This is a genomic window from uncultured Bacteroides sp., from assembly GCF_949298305.1.
Taxonomy (GTDB): Bacteria; Bacteroidota; Bacteroidia; order Bacteroidales; family Bacteroidaceae; genus Bacteroides.
In genome coordinates this window covers 1-16,474 of record NZ_CASFWU010000094.1, presented here as the reverse complement: position 1 = coordinate 16,474, position 16,474 = coordinate 1, and the positions used below count along the sequence as shown (strand labels likewise).

Annotated in this window: 10 protein-coding genes and 1 pseudogene; 3 read left to right on the top strand and 8 right to left on the bottom strand. The window is 59.2% G+C overall.

Going from position 1 to position 16,474, the window contains the following annotated elements:
- The first annotated feature begins 466 nt into the window (after window positions 1-466).
- Complete coding sequence (locus tag Q1Y74_RS11475) at window positions 467-2,995, top strand: glycoside hydrolase family 31 protein (RefSeq protein ID WP_300814463.1); 2,529 nt, start codon at window positions 467-469, stop codon at window positions 2,993-2,995.
- A 399-nt stretch (window positions 2,996-3,394) separates the two neighbouring features.
- Here the strand turns inward: Q1Y74_RS11475 and Q1Y74_RS11470 are convergent.
- From Q1Y74_RS11470 to Q1Y74_RS11460, 3 genes and pseudogenes are all read right to left on the bottom strand, one after another.
- Window positions 3,395-4,740: pseudogene (locus tag Q1Y74_RS11470) on the bottom strand (TolC family protein).
- A 40-nt stretch (window positions 4,741-4,780) separates the two neighbouring features.
- Complete coding sequence (locus Q1Y74_RS11465) at window positions 4,781-7,981, bottom strand: efflux RND transporter permease subunit (protein ID WP_300814461.1); 3,201 nt, start codon at window positions 7,979-7,981, stop codon at window positions 4,781-4,783.
- A gap of 11 nt (window positions 7,982-7,992) precedes the next feature.
- Window positions 7,993-9,087, bottom strand: coding sequence for an efflux RND transporter periplasmic adaptor subunit (locus Q1Y74_RS11460; protein ID WP_300814462.1), 1,095 nt, complete (start codon window positions 9,085-9,087; stop codon window positions 7,993-7,995).
- A 333-nt stretch (window positions 9,088-9,420) separates the two neighbouring features.
- On the opposite strand from Q1Y74_RS11460, the gene Q1Y74_RS11455 reads away from it, so the two are divergent.
- Both Q1Y74_RS11455 and Q1Y74_RS11450 read left to right on the top strand, forming a co-directional pair.
- A complete protein-coding gene (locus tag Q1Y74_RS11455; protein ID WP_300814460.1) occupies window positions 9,421-10,257 on the top strand; it encodes an AraC family transcriptional regulator in 837 nt (278 codons plus the stop codon).
- Window positions 10,258-10,306: 49 nt separating this feature from the next.
- The gene (locus Q1Y74_RS11450) at window positions 10,307-10,852 is read left to right on the top strand and encodes a flavin reductase family protein (RefSeq protein WP_300814459.1); all 546 of its coding nucleotides are present in this window, start codon (window positions 10,307-10,309) and stop codon (window positions 10,850-10,852) included.
- A 135-nt stretch (window positions 10,853-10,987) separates the two neighbouring features.
- Here Q1Y74_RS11450 and Q1Y74_RS11445 read toward each other — a convergent pair whose 3' ends face one another.
- From Q1Y74_RS11445 to ftcD, 5 genes are all read right to left on the bottom strand, one after another.
- Complete coding sequence (locus tag Q1Y74_RS11445) at window positions 10,988-11,650, bottom strand: TetR/AcrR family transcriptional regulator (protein ID WP_300814458.1); 663 nt, start codon at window positions 11,648-11,650, stop codon at window positions 10,988-10,990.
- A 166-nt stretch (window positions 11,651-11,816) separates the two neighbouring features.
- Window positions 11,817-13,313, bottom strand: coding sequence for a histidine ammonia-lyase (gene hutH / locus Q1Y74_RS11440; protein WP_300814457.1), 1,497 nt, complete (start codon window positions 13,311-13,313; stop codon window positions 11,817-11,819).
- Window positions 13,310-13,939: a cyclodeaminase/cyclohydrolase family protein gene (locus tag Q1Y74_RS11435; protein ID WP_300814456.1), complete on the bottom strand. Its 630-nt coding sequence runs from the start codon at window positions 13,937-13,939 to the stop codon at window positions 13,310-13,312. Before Q1Y74_RS11435 ends, hutH begins: the two co-directional genes overlap by 4 nt.
- A 303-nt stretch (window positions 13,940-14,242) precedes the next feature.
- Window positions 14,243-15,388 carry an amidohydrolase family protein gene (locus Q1Y74_RS11430; protein WP_300814455.1) on the bottom strand — a complete coding sequence of 382 codons (1,146 nt, stop codon included), beginning with the start codon at window positions 15,386-15,388 and terminating at the stop codon, window positions 14,243-14,245.
- Between the two features lie 12 nt (window positions 15,389-15,400).
- A complete protein-coding gene (ftcD, locus tag Q1Y74_RS11425) occupies window positions 15,401-16,297 on the bottom strand; it encodes a glutamate formimidoyltransferase (RefSeq protein WP_300814454.1) in 897 nt (298 codons plus the stop codon).
- Window positions 16,298-16,474: the final 177 nt, after the last annotated feature.

Here is a 16,474-nt window from a genome sequence, read left to right as displayed (position 1 = left end):
AGAGGGCAAAAAGGGCGTGAAAACCGCGCTTGCAGTGTCTTCGGAGCATGCTTGCATCGTCTTCGGAGCATGCTTGCTTCGTCCACAGACCATGCTTGCTTCGTCCACAGACCATGCCTGCATCGTCCACGGGCCATGCCTGCATCGTCCAAGAACGGTACAAAGATCCTGCGGAAGAGAACAGACGGCAGGTTGAAACGGGAATCTGCGGGGAAACGACGGCTGCCGCGCGGAGAAGAGGCGGCTGATGATTGGCGAAGGAAAAACAGCCGTTTCCCCATGCCTGAAGGCTCACAAGAAAGAAATGCCTTGCCCCGACAGGGAAAAAAGAGCCGACAAAGCGCCCGATTTATGCAGGCAATCACTATATTTGCCACAACACTTGAATCTATCAGCAACAACCTGAATACAAAGAAATATGAGAAACATCAGAAAAAGAATCCAATGGTTCTGCGCTCTGGCCCTGATGCTGTCAGCGGCCCTGCGGGCGCAAGAAACGGGGTCGGGCATCGCTTACGCAGACCCCAACGTGCGCTTCACCGTCATTTCGGACGGCATGATACGCATGGAGTATGCACCTGACGGCCAATTTGTTGACGAGCCGTCGTTCATTGCCGTGAACAGAACCTATCCCCAGACCGACTTCCGCGTAAAGAAAGGAAAGAAGAAGGTGGAAATCATCACCCGAAAGATGAAGCTCAGCTACCGCACGGGCAGCGGCAGGTTCACGGCCGAGAACCTCTCCATCGCCTCGACGGACAAGGCCTTCCCCTTCGTGTGGAAGCCGGGCATGAAGCAGAAGGCCAACCTGAAGGGCACCCACCGCACGCTGGACGGCATGGACGGCAACGTGCAGACACAGACCTGGGTGCGCGACAGCCAGAAGGGGGACACACTGACGCTGGAGGACGGACTGCTGGCCAAGGACGGATGGACCTTCATCGACGACTCCGAAGGCCTGCTCTTCGACAACGACCCCGAATGGAGCTGGGTGAAGCCGAGACCCGACAACGGCGGACAGGACTACTACTTCATGGCCTACGGACACCGCTACAAGGAGGCGCTGAAGGACTTCACCCTGCTGGCAGGCAAGATGCCGCTGCTGCCCCGCTATGCCTTCGGCTACTGGTGGTCGCGCTACTGGGCCTACTCGGACAAGGAAATGCGCGAACTGACGGAGAACTTCCGCAACTACGGCATACCCGTGGACGTGATGGTCATCGACATGGACTGGCACTACACCGAAGAGGGAAAAGGCGGATGGACGGGATGGACCTGGAACAAATACCTCTTCCCCAACCCGCAGAAGCTGATGAGCCACCTGAAAGAGAACGGCCTGAAGGTGACGCTGAACCTGCACCCGGCCGACGGCGTGGCGCCCTACGAAGAGAAATATGCCGACCTGGCGCGCGAACTGAACCGGCAGGACGGAAAGACCATCCCCTGGGTAAGCTCGGACAAAAGGTTCATCCGGAGCATGTTCAAGCACATCCTGACCCCGATGGAGCAGGAAGGCGTGGACTTCTGGTGGCTGGACTGGCAGCAGGACATCTACGACCCGCAGGTGAAGGGGCTGACCAACACCTGGTGGCTGAACTACGTGTTCTTCAGCCAGATGGAGAAGTTCGGCAAGCAGCGTCCCCTGCTCTACCACCGCTGGGGAGGCATGGGCAACCACCGCTATCAGGCCGGCTTCTCGGGCGACGCCATGGTGTCGTGGAACTCGCTTGCCTACCAGCCCTACTTCAACGCCACCGCCTCCAACGTGCTCTACGGCTACTGGAGCCACGACATAGGCGGACACCTGGGCGACCGCATCGACCCCGAAATGTACGTGCGCTGGATGCAGTTCGGTGCCTTCAGCCCCATCATGCGCACCCACTCGCAGAAGGGCGCCGCCATGAACAAGGAGCCCTGGGTGTTCAGCCACGAATATGCCGACATCCTGCGGCAGACCATCCGCACACGCTACCGCCTGGCGCCCTACATCTACACCATGGCGCGCAAGGGCTATGACGAAGGCCTCTCGCTCTGCCGCCCCCTGTACTACGACTGGCCCGAACGCGAGGAGGCCTACGCCTTCCGCAACGAATACATGTTCGGCGACGACATCCTCGTCTGCCCGGCCACCACGCCCGCGGGAGATGACGGCTACGCCACCGTGCGCCTGTGGCTGCCCGAAGGCGAGTGGTACGAGTGGCACACCGGCTGCCTGCTGAAGGGAGGACAGACGCTGGAGCGGCGCTTCGCCCTCGACGAATATCCCGTCTACGTGAAAGCGGGAGCCGTATTGCCCCTGTACACGGACGAGGTGATGAACCTGGACAACTGCAACGAGCGGGTGATGCTGACCCTCTTCCCCGGACAGACGACGACGGAGGGATTCACCCTCTACGAGGATAACGGAAATGACAAGAACTACGCCCGCGAATATGCCACCACGAGGCTGACCGCCGTGCGCGACGGAGCGACGGACCGGATTACCATCGGCCGGAGGGAAGGCAGCTATCCGGGCATGGCCGCCGAACGGCACTATGGCGTAAAGGTGCTCTCGGCCCTGGCCCCCAAGGCCGTCAGCGTCAACGGCCGCCCCGCGGGATTCGAATACCTGGGTAACGAGCTGGCCGTCAGCATCGAACTGCCCGCACTGGCCAACGGCGAGGAGGTGAACATCCGGATAGATTACCCCGAAGCGAAGGCCGACCTGGACGGCCTCAGCGGAGCAGCCCGACGGGTGGGACAGGCCATCGAAGGCCTGAAGCTGCGCGACGCCGGCATCTGCCTGAAGGAAGACCTGGGCTGCATGGGCAGCCTGGCCGAAGCCGCCACCTATGCTCCCGAGGAGGTGCCCGCGCTGGCCGCCCGATTCATGGAAAGATACAATAACCTCCCCGAAGTGCTGAAGGCGCAGGGACTGAAGGACGAAGACATCCGCTGGTTCCTGAACCGCATAGACTGGAAGGCCCCCGCGGAAGGAGCAGGCCAGGCCGACTGACGCCCCTCCCCCGCTCCGCAGCCGCGAGGAGCCCGACCGCCCCCACCGGCATCCACACCCCTGCCCCACGCATGGCCGGCATCCGCCTCCCACGCGTGGGGCAATTTGTTTGCCCACATACGGAGAAAAGCTTGCCCACGTACAGAGAAAAGATGCCCCTCGCCTGCCGAAAAGTTTAAAAGCAGCGGCTGCGTTGTAGAACTGAGCGGCTCAGATGTACAACTGAAGCCTTGCGATGTAAAACGCAGCCGCTGCTTTATAACTTTTCCTACGCCGGAGGGCAATCCTTTCCACGCACCAACAGACAGTCTGCCCCACACGAGGGGTACCTTTCTCCTCCTTTGCAGGGAAGAGAGAGAGGTACGCCTTGCGTGGGGCAGACTCCCATTCCGGCGGCGCTCAAGACCTGCCGCCGCCCAGTGCCTGGTAGAGGTTGACGATGCCCTGTATCTCGTCGAAGCGGTCGGCCACCTGCGTCAGTCGGGCCGACAGCAGGGACTGCTGGGCCGTGAGCACTTCCAGGTAGGTGGTCGTGCCGTGCTGCATCAGCAGCTGCGTGCTGCGCACCGCCTCCTCCAGCGAGGCCACCTGCTCCTGCCTCAGCGAGGCCCTGCCGCGTGCCTTCTGCACCTGCGTGAGGGCGTTGTTCACCTCGCTGCCGGCGTTGAGCAGCGTCTGCTGGAAGGCCAGCTTGGCCTCTTCCTGCTGGGCCTTGGCAATCTTCAGCTGGGCCACGTTCTGTCCCCGGTTGAAGAGCGGCTGCGTCAGCGAGGCTACGGCCGAGAGCAGCACCTTGCCCGGATTGACAATCAGGCTCCCGGCCGAGTTGGTCCAGCCCGCCGTGCCGCTCAGGGTGATGGAAGGATAGAAGGCCGAGCGGGCGGCATTGGTGGAGTAGAAGGCCGAGGCCAGGGCCAGTTCGGCGCTCTTCACGTCGGGCCGTCGGGAGAGCAGCTGGAGCGGCACGCCTACCGAGAGGTCTTCGGGGAAGGTCTGTCCTTCCAGTCGTCCGCGCTCCACGGGGCCGGGCACGGTGCCCAGCAGGATGCAGATGCTGTTCTCCACTTCCTTAATCTGTTGTTCCAGGTCGAGGAGCGAAGCCTCCACCTGGCGGCAGTTGGCCTCCGCCTGTGCCACGCCGGCCTCGTTGGTCATGCCGGCCTCCATCATGGCGCGCATGGTGCGCACGCTCTCCTGCCAGCTGAGGGCCGTCTCCTGCGAGATGCGGTACTGCTCGTCCAGCATCAGCAGGGTGTAGTAGAGGTTGGCCATGTTGGCTATGAGCGAAGTGCTGACCGCCTGCTCATACTCCAGGCTCTGCTCGTAGAGCGCCTTGGAGCGGCGTTTGGCATTGGTCAGCCGTCCGAAGATGTCCACCTCCCAGCTGGCCGAGGCAATGCCCGTATAGGTCCACGAGCCCTTGGCACCGTCGAAGCTGCTGACACCTCCCTGCGGAGTGAGCATGAACGAAGGCAGATAGGGGTGGCTTCGGCCTCCTTGATGCGCTCGCGGGCAGAGAGCAGGTCGGTGTTGTTGGCCAGCGCCGAGTCAATCAGCTGCTGCAAGCGGGGGTCGGCAAAGGCCTCACGCCACGACAAGGAGGCGATGGAGGCCGTATCGCCCGCCCCGGCCTCCTGCCCGTAGAGGCCTTCGGTCCGGATGTCGGCGGGCCGCTGATATTTGTTATAGATGCCGCAACTGCTCAGCGATACAGCCGCCAGCACAACGATGAATAGTTTCTTCATACGGATTGGTTTCATTGGGTTGATATAGGTATATTCCTGTTTACTCCGGCTTGTGAGCCTGTTCTATCTCGCGGTCGCTCACCTTCTTCTCCTCCTCTATCTGCCAGTCTTCGGTCTGCAAGGGCCGTGCGGGGCTGAAGCGCTCCTGCAACCACTGGAAGACCACGAAGAACGACGGCACCAGGAAGAGCAGTGCCAGCGTACCGATGACCATGCCGCCCACGGCACCCGTACCCAGCGAGCGGTTGCCGTTGGCACCTACGCCCGTGGCCACTACCAGCGGCAGGAGGCCGAACACCATGGTGAGGGCCGTCATCAGGATGGGTCGCAGACGGGCCTTGGCCGCACTGACCGCCGCCGCTATCAGGCCCATGCCGGCCTTGCGCCGTTCGGCGGCATACTCGGTGAGCAGGATGGCCGTCTTGGCCAGCAGGCCTATCAGCATGATGAGTCCCGTCTGGAGGTAGATGTTGTTCTCCAGTCCCATGACCTTGGCAAAGAGGAAGCTGCCCATCAGGCCCACCGGCACGGCCAGGATGACGGCAAAGGGAACGAGGAAGCTCTCGTAGAGGGCACAGAGGATGAGGTAAATCATCAGGATGCAGATGCCGAAGATGATGGCCGTGTTGCTGCTCTGCTGGTTCTCCTCACGGGTGATGCCGCCGAAGTCATAGCCATAGCCCTTGGGCAGGGTGACGGCGGCCGTCTCCTTCACCGCACGCAGGGCGTCGCCCGTACTGTATCCGTCGGCCGGCATGACGTTCAGGGCAATGGAGTTGTACATGTTGAAGCGGCTCAAAGTCTCCGAACCGTAGGTACGCGTCAGGTGGACAAACTGGCTGAGGGGTGCCATCTCGCCGTCGGCCATGCGCACAAAGACGTTGTTCAGCGAGTTCTCGTCCAGGCGGTACCGGGGTGCTGCCTGAATCATCACCTTGTAGACCTTGGAGAAGCGGTTGAAGTCGGACACATACTGCCCGCCGTAGTAGCCGGACAGGGTGGAGAGTACCTCGCTGGGGCTGATGCCCGCACGCTTGCACTTGGCTGCATCCACCTCCACCTTCCACTGCGGGAAGCGGACGTCGAAGGTAGAATAGGCGCGGCTGATTTCAGGCCGCTGGTTCAGGGCGTCGATGTAGGAGCGGGTGTAGTTATAGAAGGTGGTCAGGTCGCCGCCAGCCTTGTCCTGCACGTTGACGTCGAGCGAGTTACCCATGCCGTAGCCGGGAATCATACCGGGAGACATGGCAAACACGGTGGCATCCTTGATGTGGGCCGTGCGGGCATAAATCTGGCCTATCACCGCCTGTATCTGGTCCTCGGCGGCGGTACGCTCGTCCCAGTCCTTCAGACGAAGGATGAACATACCGGCCGAGTTGCCCTGTCCGGAGATAAGGCCATAGCCCGTGGTCTTGGAGACGTTCTTGATCTGGGGGATGTCCTTGATGCTCTCATAGATGCGCTTCACCACCTTGTCCGTCGTGGCAACGGAACTGCCCGGAGGGGTGGTTACGTTGACCATCACCACGCCCTGGTCCTCGTCGGGCACAAGGCTCGTCTTGGTGGTGTTCATCAGCACTACCAGCAGCACCACCGAGCAGCCCAGCACGCCGAACGCCAGCCAGCGGCGCTTGACGAAGAAGAGCACACCGTTCTTATACTTCTCCACCATTGCCGAGAAGGCGGCATTGAAGGCCTTGCGGAAGCGGGCGGCGAAGTTGTCCTTCTGCGTTCCGTCCGCGTTGACATAGGGTTTCAGCAGCAGGGCACAGAGCGCGGGGCTGAGCGTCAGGGCGTTGACGGCCGAGATGCCCACCGCCACGGCCATGGTCAGACCGAACTGCGTGTAGAACGTACCCGACGTGCCGCCCATGAACGAAACCGGAATGAACACCGCCATGAACACCAGTGAGGAAGTGATGACGGCGTTGCTGATGCCCTTCATGGCGTCGATGCTGGCCATGTAAGAAGAGCGGTAGCCCACGTCGAACCGCGCCTGCACGGCCTCCACCACCACAATGGCATCGTCCACCACCGTACCGATGACCAGCACCAGGGCGAACAGCGTGATGAGGTTGATGCTGAAGCCTGCCACGGCCATGAAGGCAAACGTACCGATGAGCGACACGATGATGCCCACCAGCGGAATGAGCGTGGAACGAAGGTCCTGCAAGAAGACATAGACCACAAGGATAACCAGGATGATGGCCTCGATGAGGGTCTTCACCACCTCGTGGATAGAGGCAAACAGGAAGTCGTTGGTACTCATCATCTGTGTCAGTTCCACTCCCTTGGGCAAGTCTTTGCCCGCCTCCTCCAGGAAGGCGTCAATCTGCCCGTTCACCTCCGTGGCGTTGGAGCCTGCCGTCTGGAACACCATGCACGACACGCCCGGATGTCCGTTCTGCTCACCCACGTAGGCGTATGACTCACGTCCCAGCTCAATGTCGGCAATGTCTTTCAGCTTCAGCACCTCACCGTCTTCCGTACTGCGCACAACGATTTCGCCGAACTCCTCGGGCGTCATCAAACGGCCCTTGTACTTCATGGTGTACTGATAGGTCTCCTTGGAGTTCTCGCCAATGGAGCCGGTGGCCGCCTCTATGTTCTGCTCGGCCAGGACAGCCGTCACGTCGGACGACACCAGTTTGTACTGCGCCATGACATCGGGCTTCATCCAGACACGCATGGGGTAGTCACCACCCAGAATCACCAGCTCGCCGACGCCCTGTATACGCAGAATTTCGGGTTTCAGGTTGATGCTGATGTAGTTGGCCAGAAAGCTCTCGTCGTAGGTGTCGTCGGGACTGGAGAGAGTGAATATCTGCAGCATACTGGTCTGTCGCTTCAGGGTAGTTACACCCACCTGCGTCACTTCGGCCGGCAACTGGCCCGTAGCCTTGGACACACGGTTCTGTACGTTCACCGCCGCCATGTCGGGGTCTACTCCCTGCTTGAAGTAGATGGTGATGGTGGCCGAGCCGTTGTTGGTGGCCGTGGAGGTCATGTAGGTCATGTTCTCCACACCGTTGATGGCCTCCTCCAGCGGCGCAATGACACTCTTCTGCAAGGTCTCGGCATTGGCACCGTAGTAGGTGGTGGAGACCATCACCGTAGGGGGCGCGATGTCGGGATATTGCTCAACGGGCAATGTAAACAGTCCGATAATGCCCAGAATGACAATCGTAATGGAGATGACTGCCGAGAATACCGGGCGCTCTATAAATGTTCTAAGATTCATATTCCCTTGGTTTAGTTAAGTTTCGTCTTTATTTCCACACCGTCGTTCAGCAAGCCTACACCTTCGGTCACAATCACATCGCCGGTCTGAAGGCCGCTCTCCACGATGTACTCCTCGCCGCCGTTGACCCGCGTCACAACCACCTGTGCCGACTGCGTCTTGCCGTCCACCACCTTATAGACATAGACCTTGTCCTGTATCTCGAACGTGGCGCTCTGCGGAATGACGACGCATCCCTCCCGGCTGTTGGTAATAATCACGTTGCCCGAGCTTCCGCTGGTCAGCAGCCCGTCCTCGTTGGGGAAGGCGGCACGCAGGCTGACCGTCCCTGTGGAGGTATCAATGACTCCACTGATGGTCTCCACCTGTCCCGTCTGTTCATACATGGACTTGTCGTTCAGCTGCAACTCCACCGGGGGCATCTCTTCCAGGGCCTTGTTCTTGGAGCCGTAACGGCGCACAAGGTCCAGCAACTGGTTCTCGGTCATGGAGAAGTAGACGTACATCACCGAGTTGTCCGAAACGGTGGTCAGCGGCTGGGCCATGTTCGAGCTCACCAGGGCGCCCACCCGATAGGGCAGTGTGCCCACCATGCCGTCTGCCGGGCTTTTCACTTCGGTATAGGAGAGGTTGTTGGCGGCATTCACCTGCTGGGCCTCGGCCTGTGCCAGCTGGGCCTTGGCGGTGAGCAGGTTGTTGTAGGCCGTGCTCAGGTCAAATTCGGACACCACCTTTTCGTCATACAGCTTCTTCTTGCTGTCATACGTCAGCTGCGAGGTGGCCACTCCCGCCTTTGCCGCCTCCACGTTGGCCTCGGCGGTGCGCAGAGCCGCCAGATAGGGAACCTGGTCGATAATGAACAACAGTTGCCCTTTCTTCACCTGCTGTCCTTCCACCACACACAGCTTGGTCAGGGTGCCCGACACCTGCGGATAGATGTCAATATCCTGCCGTCCGCGGATAGTGGCCGAATAAGAAGTCTGTAGTTCTTTGTCGGTAGTCGCAACGTTCATCACTTCATACTCCGATTGTGTCTGTACGGCAGGCGCATTGCCGCACGCGGCCAAGGCCGCACCGCAGATGGCACAAAGCATCTGCCTCTTCATGTTCTTCTTTGTTATCATATCTTTTATCTTAAAAAAATTGACTCTGCAAGCCTAATCCCACATCGGCAAAAGAGGAGCCGGCAAGCGTCCGGGCGGCTGTAGGCCAAACTTGCAGGGAACGGTTTAATCTTTTGCAAGCGGCAGGATGCACAAAGCGCCTACGCGAGCCAGACGTCTCTGTCTTCCTGAATCCGGGCGCAAAGTTATGCCGTTTCTGAACAAAAACTTGCTTCATAGCATGAACACAATTGGTCATTTTGGGAACCCACTGTTTATTTATTCAAAAAGAAGCTCTACCTTTGCAGTCATCAAACTGAAAACATATAAAAGTCTATGAATCCGATACTGACAACCAAGCAAGAAACATTCAAGACGGGGACGGACAACCTGTCCTTCTTCTACAAGCGACTGATCAAAATGCCCAACGGAGCCATGATTTACTGTCTGGAAGGCGAAGCGGAAATTACCATTGATCTGAAAAAGTACCATATTGTTCCGAATACGAACATTGTGCTGTTGCCCCAATCCATTCTTTCGCTCCAGTCGGCAAGCGAGGATTTCAAGACACACTATTTTGCCTATTCGGACGATATGTTCAAGACGGCCTGCTTCAGGCTCGACCCCTCGTTCATCCACTTCATGAAAGAAAATTCCTGTCACACGCACACCCAGGAGGAAAGCATGCACTCCATTCAGGGACTGATTGAGGCCGGCAACGCCGTCTACCAGGACACCGACAACCGCTTCCGCGAAGCCATAGCCCAGAACATGCTGCAAATCTTCTTCCTGGACACCTGCGACAAGGTGCAGAAATTCTTTACACCCGACCAAATCAAAGGGGGCAACCGCAAGGAAGAACTGTTCAAGGAGTTCATGAACCTGGTGCACGCATACTGCACCACCCAACGCGAGGTGAGCTTTTACGCCGAGCAGCTCTGCATCTCCACCCGCTACCTGTCGGCCGTCACCCGGCAGATGGGAGCCAACTCGGCCAAGGAAATCATTGACGACTTCCTGGTGCTGGAACTGAAGGTGGCCCTGCAGTCCACCAACCTGTCGCTGAAGGAGATTGCGGACAAATACCGCTTCCCCGACCAGTCGTTTTTCGGCCGATACTTCAAGAAGCACACCGGCATGTCGCCCAAAGAGTTCAGACTGAAAATGAAATAAGAAAAGAAAAGAGAAATGCTCTCTTGATCCATCAGATAAAAAGCACGCAATGATGAAAGAAGTTGAGATTGAAAAGGCACTGACCTACATGGAGCCGGGCCCGCTGGTATTGGTGACCACGTTTGACGGCCAACGGAACAATGTGATGACCATCTCGTGGACGATGGCCATCGATTTTGCACAGCATATCACACTGACCACCGGCCCGTGGAACCATTCGTTCAGCACACTGCTGGCAGAACGGGAATGCGTGGTCTGCATCCCTCCGGCAGCGATGCTGAAAACGGCTGTGCGCATCGGGATGGTCAGCGGTACGGAAGTCGACAAGTTCAGCGAATTCGGGCTGAAGGCACTTCCTGCACGGACGGTAAAGGCTCCGCTGGTGGACGGCTGCATCGCCTGTCTGGAATGCAAGGTGACAGACTACATTGACCGCTACGGATTCATCATCCTGAAGGTGACAAGAGTTGTGGAGAACCCCGGTTGTACCGACCGGCGGATTATCCATGCCAAAGGAGACGGAACCTTCACGGCAGACGGCGAGTCCTTCAACTGCCGGGAGCTGATGCTGGAGAAGCTTCCTCCCGGACTCTGAGCAGGAAGGCAGTGGAACGGGAAGAGACGGCAGCCGCAGGCAACGCCCCTACGGAGAAAGACGGCGGGAATGAAGCGGCCCCGAACCCGCAGAAGGCGCCCGACCGCCGCGCCCGGCGGACAAACGGCCACGCCCCTACCGGGCGGACACACCCGAGGCGGGATAGCGCTTGCGGTACTGCCCGATGAATTCGTCCAGCTCGCGCGCGCCCTTCTCCGTCGAGATGCCGCGGATGAAGGTGAACATGATGGACTCATAGACCTCGATGAAGGAGTAACGCTCGCAGATGTCCGTATTCATCAGCAGGTCCAGCTGCTCGTAAACCAGCAGGTTGACGATGGCAAAGTTCACGTCGCTACGGAAGATGCCCTGCCGCACCCCCTCCATGAAGAAGCGCACCGTCTCCTCCAGGTCGCGGTTGCGCCGGCGCTTCATCTGCGCGTGGGCCTTGGGATACTTCTTGAGGTCCTCAAAGAAGTTCCTGTTCGTGGCGTGCAGCTTCTCGATGCTCCGCTGGTAGCACTTCAGCAGGACTTCCAGCACGTTGCGGGCCGTCAGCAGGACCTCGTCCAGGAAGCGGTCGTCCTCGTCCTGCATCTTCTGGATGCACATTTCCAACAGCGCCTCCTTGTCAGCGAATATCTCGTAAAGCGTACGCTTGGAGATGCCCATCGACGAGGCAATCTCGTCCATCGTGACACTCTTGATTCCGTTGACAATAAAAAGTTCCCGCGACTTTTCCACAATGCGGTCTCTCAGCTCCAGCCGCGAAGCGAAGTTTCTGGCAGACTCTCCCATTTCCATCTACATTAAAGGTTCTGACTTTACGATATCGGATGTGTGCCGCAAATATACAGTAACAGCCCTGCGTCCACAACAACCACGAGCCAAAGATAGGAAGAAAACTCCATCCCCACATACAGTTTTCTTCCTATCGGCACCATTATTAATAAATTTTAGACAACTAATAGTCGAACTTTGTCCGATTCAGGAACGCCACCGTCTTGTGGATTTCCTTGTACATCACGATGTCGTCTTTCACAAAAGGCACTTCCTTGCGGTACTCGTGCAGGAAGCGTTCCAGCAGGGGCGACGTCTTGAGCGGACGGCGGAAGTCGATGCCCTGGGCGGCGTTCATCAGCTCGATGCTGAGGATGTGCTCCAGGTTGTCCATGACGCGGAAGAGCTTGGTGGCCGCGTTGGCGCCCATGCTGACGTGGTCTTCCTGCCCGTTGCTCGACACGATGGAGTCGCTGCTGGCGGCGTAGCAGTACATCTTGTTCTGGCTGACCATCGAGGCGGCTGCATACTGCGGTATCATGAAGCCGGAGTTCAGCCCCGGATTGGCCACCAGGAACTCGGGCAACCCGCGCAGGCCCATGATGAGCTGGGCAATGCGTCGCTCGGAGATGTTGCCCAGCTCGGCCAGGGCAATAGCCAGGAAATCGTACGAGATGGCCAGCGGCTGGCCGTGGAAGTTGCCGCCGGAGATGATGCAGTCCTCGTCGGGGAAGATGGTGGGATTGTCCGTCACCGAGTTGATTTCGGTGAGCAACACCGACGACACGTAGCGGATGGCGTCCTTGGTGGCGCCGTGCACCTGCGGAATGCAACGGAACGAATAAGGGTCTTGCACATGCTGTTTGGGCCGGGCGATGAGCTCGCTGCCCTCCAACAGCGTGCGGAAGGCTGCGCCTGTCTCCATCTGTCCCTGGTGAGGGCGTATCTGCTGGATGCAGTCCATGAAGGGGTCGATGCGCCCGTCGAAAGCTTCGAGCGACAGGGCGGCGATAAGGTCGGCCTTCTTACTGAGGCGCCGGGCCTTGAGGATGGCGAACACACCGTTGGCGCTCATGAACTGGGTGCCGTTGAGCAGCGCCAGTCCTTCCTTGCTCATCAGGTGGACGGGCTCCCAGCCGAACTCGTCGAGCACGCTGATGGCCTCGCGCTTCTTACCCTTATAATAGACGTCGCCCACGCCGATGAGGGGCAGGAAGAGGTTGGCCAGCGGGGCCAGGTCGCCCGAGGCGCCCAGCGATCCGCGGTCGTAGACGATGGGCATGACGTCGTTGTTGAAGAAGTCGAGGATGCGCTGCACGGTGATGACCTGCACACCGCTGTGCCCCAGCGACAGGGCATGTGCCTTGAGCAGCATCATCAGCTTGATGACAACGGGCTTTATCTCCTCGCCCACGCTGCAGGCATGGCTCTTGATGAGGTTTTCCTGCAAGGTGCCCAGCTCGTCGGGCGAGATGTTCTTGTTGCACAGCGAGCCGAAGCCGGTGGTGATGCCGTAGAGGGGTACGTCGGATTCGGCAATCTTGCGGTCCAGGTAGTCGCGGCAGCGCTGGATGCGCTGCCGGGCCTCCGGCGCCAGTTCCAGCTTCAGATTTTCGTTGATGATTCGCTCAATCAGTTCGAAGGTAAGGTCGCCCGACCCTACATAATACACGTTGTTCATACTCGCAACTCCCGGTTTATTTCGTCCAACAATGCTTTCTCTTTCAGCAGGGCCTGACGTTCCAGTTCGTCGGCCTCATCCTGCAGACTCAAGGCAAACTCCTTGTCTTTCAGCGAACCTAAGTTGATGCGCACGTTCATCAGCGCACCCAGCACGGCACTGCGGGCAGTCATCATGGCCACGCAAGCATCGGTCACGGCGTTACGGTTGCCGTGATGGGCCACTTCCACGATGACGCTCATCAGTTCGTAAGCGTTGCGCGCCACCTGCATCGGTACTAAAGCGGCGTGCTTCGTGGCCTCCTGGATGGCGGCGCTGCGGGCACTCTTCTCCTCATCGGTGGCCTTGGGCATCTTGAAGCAGGCAAACACACGGTCGTAGGCTTCGGAGTCGCGGTCGATGTCGGCCACGAAAACGTCCTTCCGTTCCGCTGCCAGCGCGGCGATGTGCTGCATCTGCTCCTGGCAGGCTTCGTAGTTCTTCTTGCCGAGGGTCAGGTTGGCCACCATGGCGGCTAAGGACGAGGCGATGGCACCACACAAGGCAGCCACACTGCCACCGCCGGGCACGGGGTCGCTGCCGGCTACTTTATTCAAAAACTCTTTTACGGTTAAATCGACTAACATGATATTCTGATTTTAAGGTTTTACTTTTGTTTTTTCGGGTGTCCGAGGGGTCGGAAAGGCGTTCAAATGTAAACTTTCATAACCATCGGACACGTTTTCCGCAAGCATCTGATTATAAAGGAGTTGTATTCAGACCCTCTCAGTCGTATACAGAGGGGGTCTCGGTCGTATACTTAGGTACCCTCAGTCGTATACTTAGGCCCCCTCTGTCGTATAGTGAGGTGTCCGGGCAACGAAACTGTCAGAGAAAGTTACCTGACTGTTTCTTCGGTCCCAGCCGGACCCTTCTCTTCAGGCAACGGTTCAGGAGGGATGAATCACCCCTTCCTTGACGGTGGCAATCACGCAGTTCATGCCCACGTAATAGGGCAGGAAGTGGTAATTGTCGGTGCTGAGCACCACCAGGTCGCCCTTCTTGCCCGCTTCGATGCTGCCTATGGTGGCGGCGCGGTTCAGGGCGGCGGCCCCGTTCAGGGTGAGGGCGGTGATGGCCTCCTCGACGCTCATCTGCATATAGATGCAGGCCAGGGCAAACGTCAGCGGGATGGAACCCGAGAAGCAGCTGCCGGGGTTGAGGTCGGTGGCCAGGGCCACGGCACAGCCGGCATCTATCATGGCAAGCAGGTGGTCGGCCGAGGTGGCAGACAGTTCCGCCGCCAGTCCGGCACCGCCCAAGGGCACTATCTCGTCGGCATGCAGCTTCAGGTCGAAGCCCATTCCGCGGGCGGCGAGCAGCAGTCGGCGCGACTGTTCGATGGAGAAGACTCCCTGCTCACAGAAGACGTCGCAGAACTCGGCCAGGCCGCCGTCGGCCACGGCGGGCATCACCTCGCGGATGAGGAAGTCCACGTAGTCGTCGGTGCGTCCGGCATACTCCTGCGGCACGGCGTGGGCACCCAGAAAGGTGGGGACGATGTCCACCCGGCGGTGCTCGTCGCCATTCAGGCTGCGCATGATGCGAAGCTGCATCAGTTCCGTCTCTTTGTCCAGCCCATAGCCGCTCTTGCCCTCCACGGTTGTCACGCCCATGGCGTTCATCTGCTTCAGGAAACCTTCGGCCTTGGCGCGCAGGCGTATGAAGTTGGAGGCTCGGGTGGCCTTCACGGTGCTGGCAATGCCGCCGCCCCGCTCCATGATGCTCATGTAGCTCTCGCCCTTCAGCCGCCAGGAGAACTCCTCGGCCCGCTCGCCTCCGAAGACGAAGTGCGTGTGCGAATCGACAAAGCCCGGCAGCACGCAGCGGCCGCGGGCGTTGTAGTGCCAGTAGCGGCGATAGTATCCGTCGCGGTTCTCGCCGCGGTTGGGGCCCACGTAGGTGATGACGCCGTCGGTCACCTCGATGGTGGCTCCGTCCAGCACCAGCAGCCGGCCCATCTCGGCCCCCTTGCGGGCGGTGAAGCCCGTCGGGGTCACTACACGGGCATCGAATATAATCAGGTTTTCGCTCATAACTCCTTGTCTTTACTCCATAATGCGTGCTTCCAGTACCTGCTGCATCGAGAAATTCTCCAATCCCAAGTAGTAGGAGGCGGTATCAATCAGGGCTTCCATGGGCACCAGGCCGATGATTTCGCTACCCACAATGCTCACGCCGTAGCGGCGTGCTTCGATACGCACCAGCTCGAAGGCACGGTAGAGGGCTGTGCGGGTATAGTCGGTCATGTTGATGGACACCTGGGTGATGCCGCGGTCCTTCAGCTCCACGCCCATGGCCTTGCAGTAGCGCAGGCCGCCGCCGATGAAACGTATCTTCTTGGCAATGTCGTGGGCTATTTCCAGGCTGGGGGTGGAGAGGTTGATGTTGTAGGCCACCAGCGGCATGCGTGCCCCGATGGCCACGGTGCCTGCGGTGGGATGGCGCTCGGCCGGGCCGAAGTCGGGTTGCCACTCGGGCTGGTGTATCTTCTCGGCCATGCCTTCGAACTCGCCCTTGCGGATGGCTGCCAGGTTCTCGCGGTGGGGGGCGGCGGCCGACTTCTCGTACAGGAAGACGGGCAGCCGGTAGCGACGGGCCACTTCCTCGCCTACCGAGCGCGACAGGGCAATGGCCTCATCCATCGTCACTCCCTTGATGGGGATGAAAGGCACCACATCGACGGCCCCCATGCGCGGGTGCTGTCCCTGGTGGTGGTTCAGGTCAATCAGTTCTACTGCCACGCCGATGGCCTCGACGACCGCCTCGCGCAAGGGTTCGGGTTCGCCCACCACGGTCACGACCAGGCGGTTGTGGTCTTCGTCGTTGCTATAGTCGAGCAGTTTCACTCCGGCACGTGCACGGAAAGGGGCTACAATTCGGTCAATCTTCTGCAAGTCGCGTCCCTCGCTGAAGTTGGGGACGCATTCCATAATTCTGTTCATATACATTATATATTAGTCTTTCCGGCCTCACCCCCGCCCCTCTCCCAAGGAGAGGGGGGAAAGGAAAGAGAGGGAAAAGGAAAAGTGATTCATATTTCTATCAAAGTAAAAAAGCGTTTATTCTCCCCTCTCCTTGAGAGAGGGGGAAAAGGAAAGAGAGGGAAAGGGAAAAGTGAT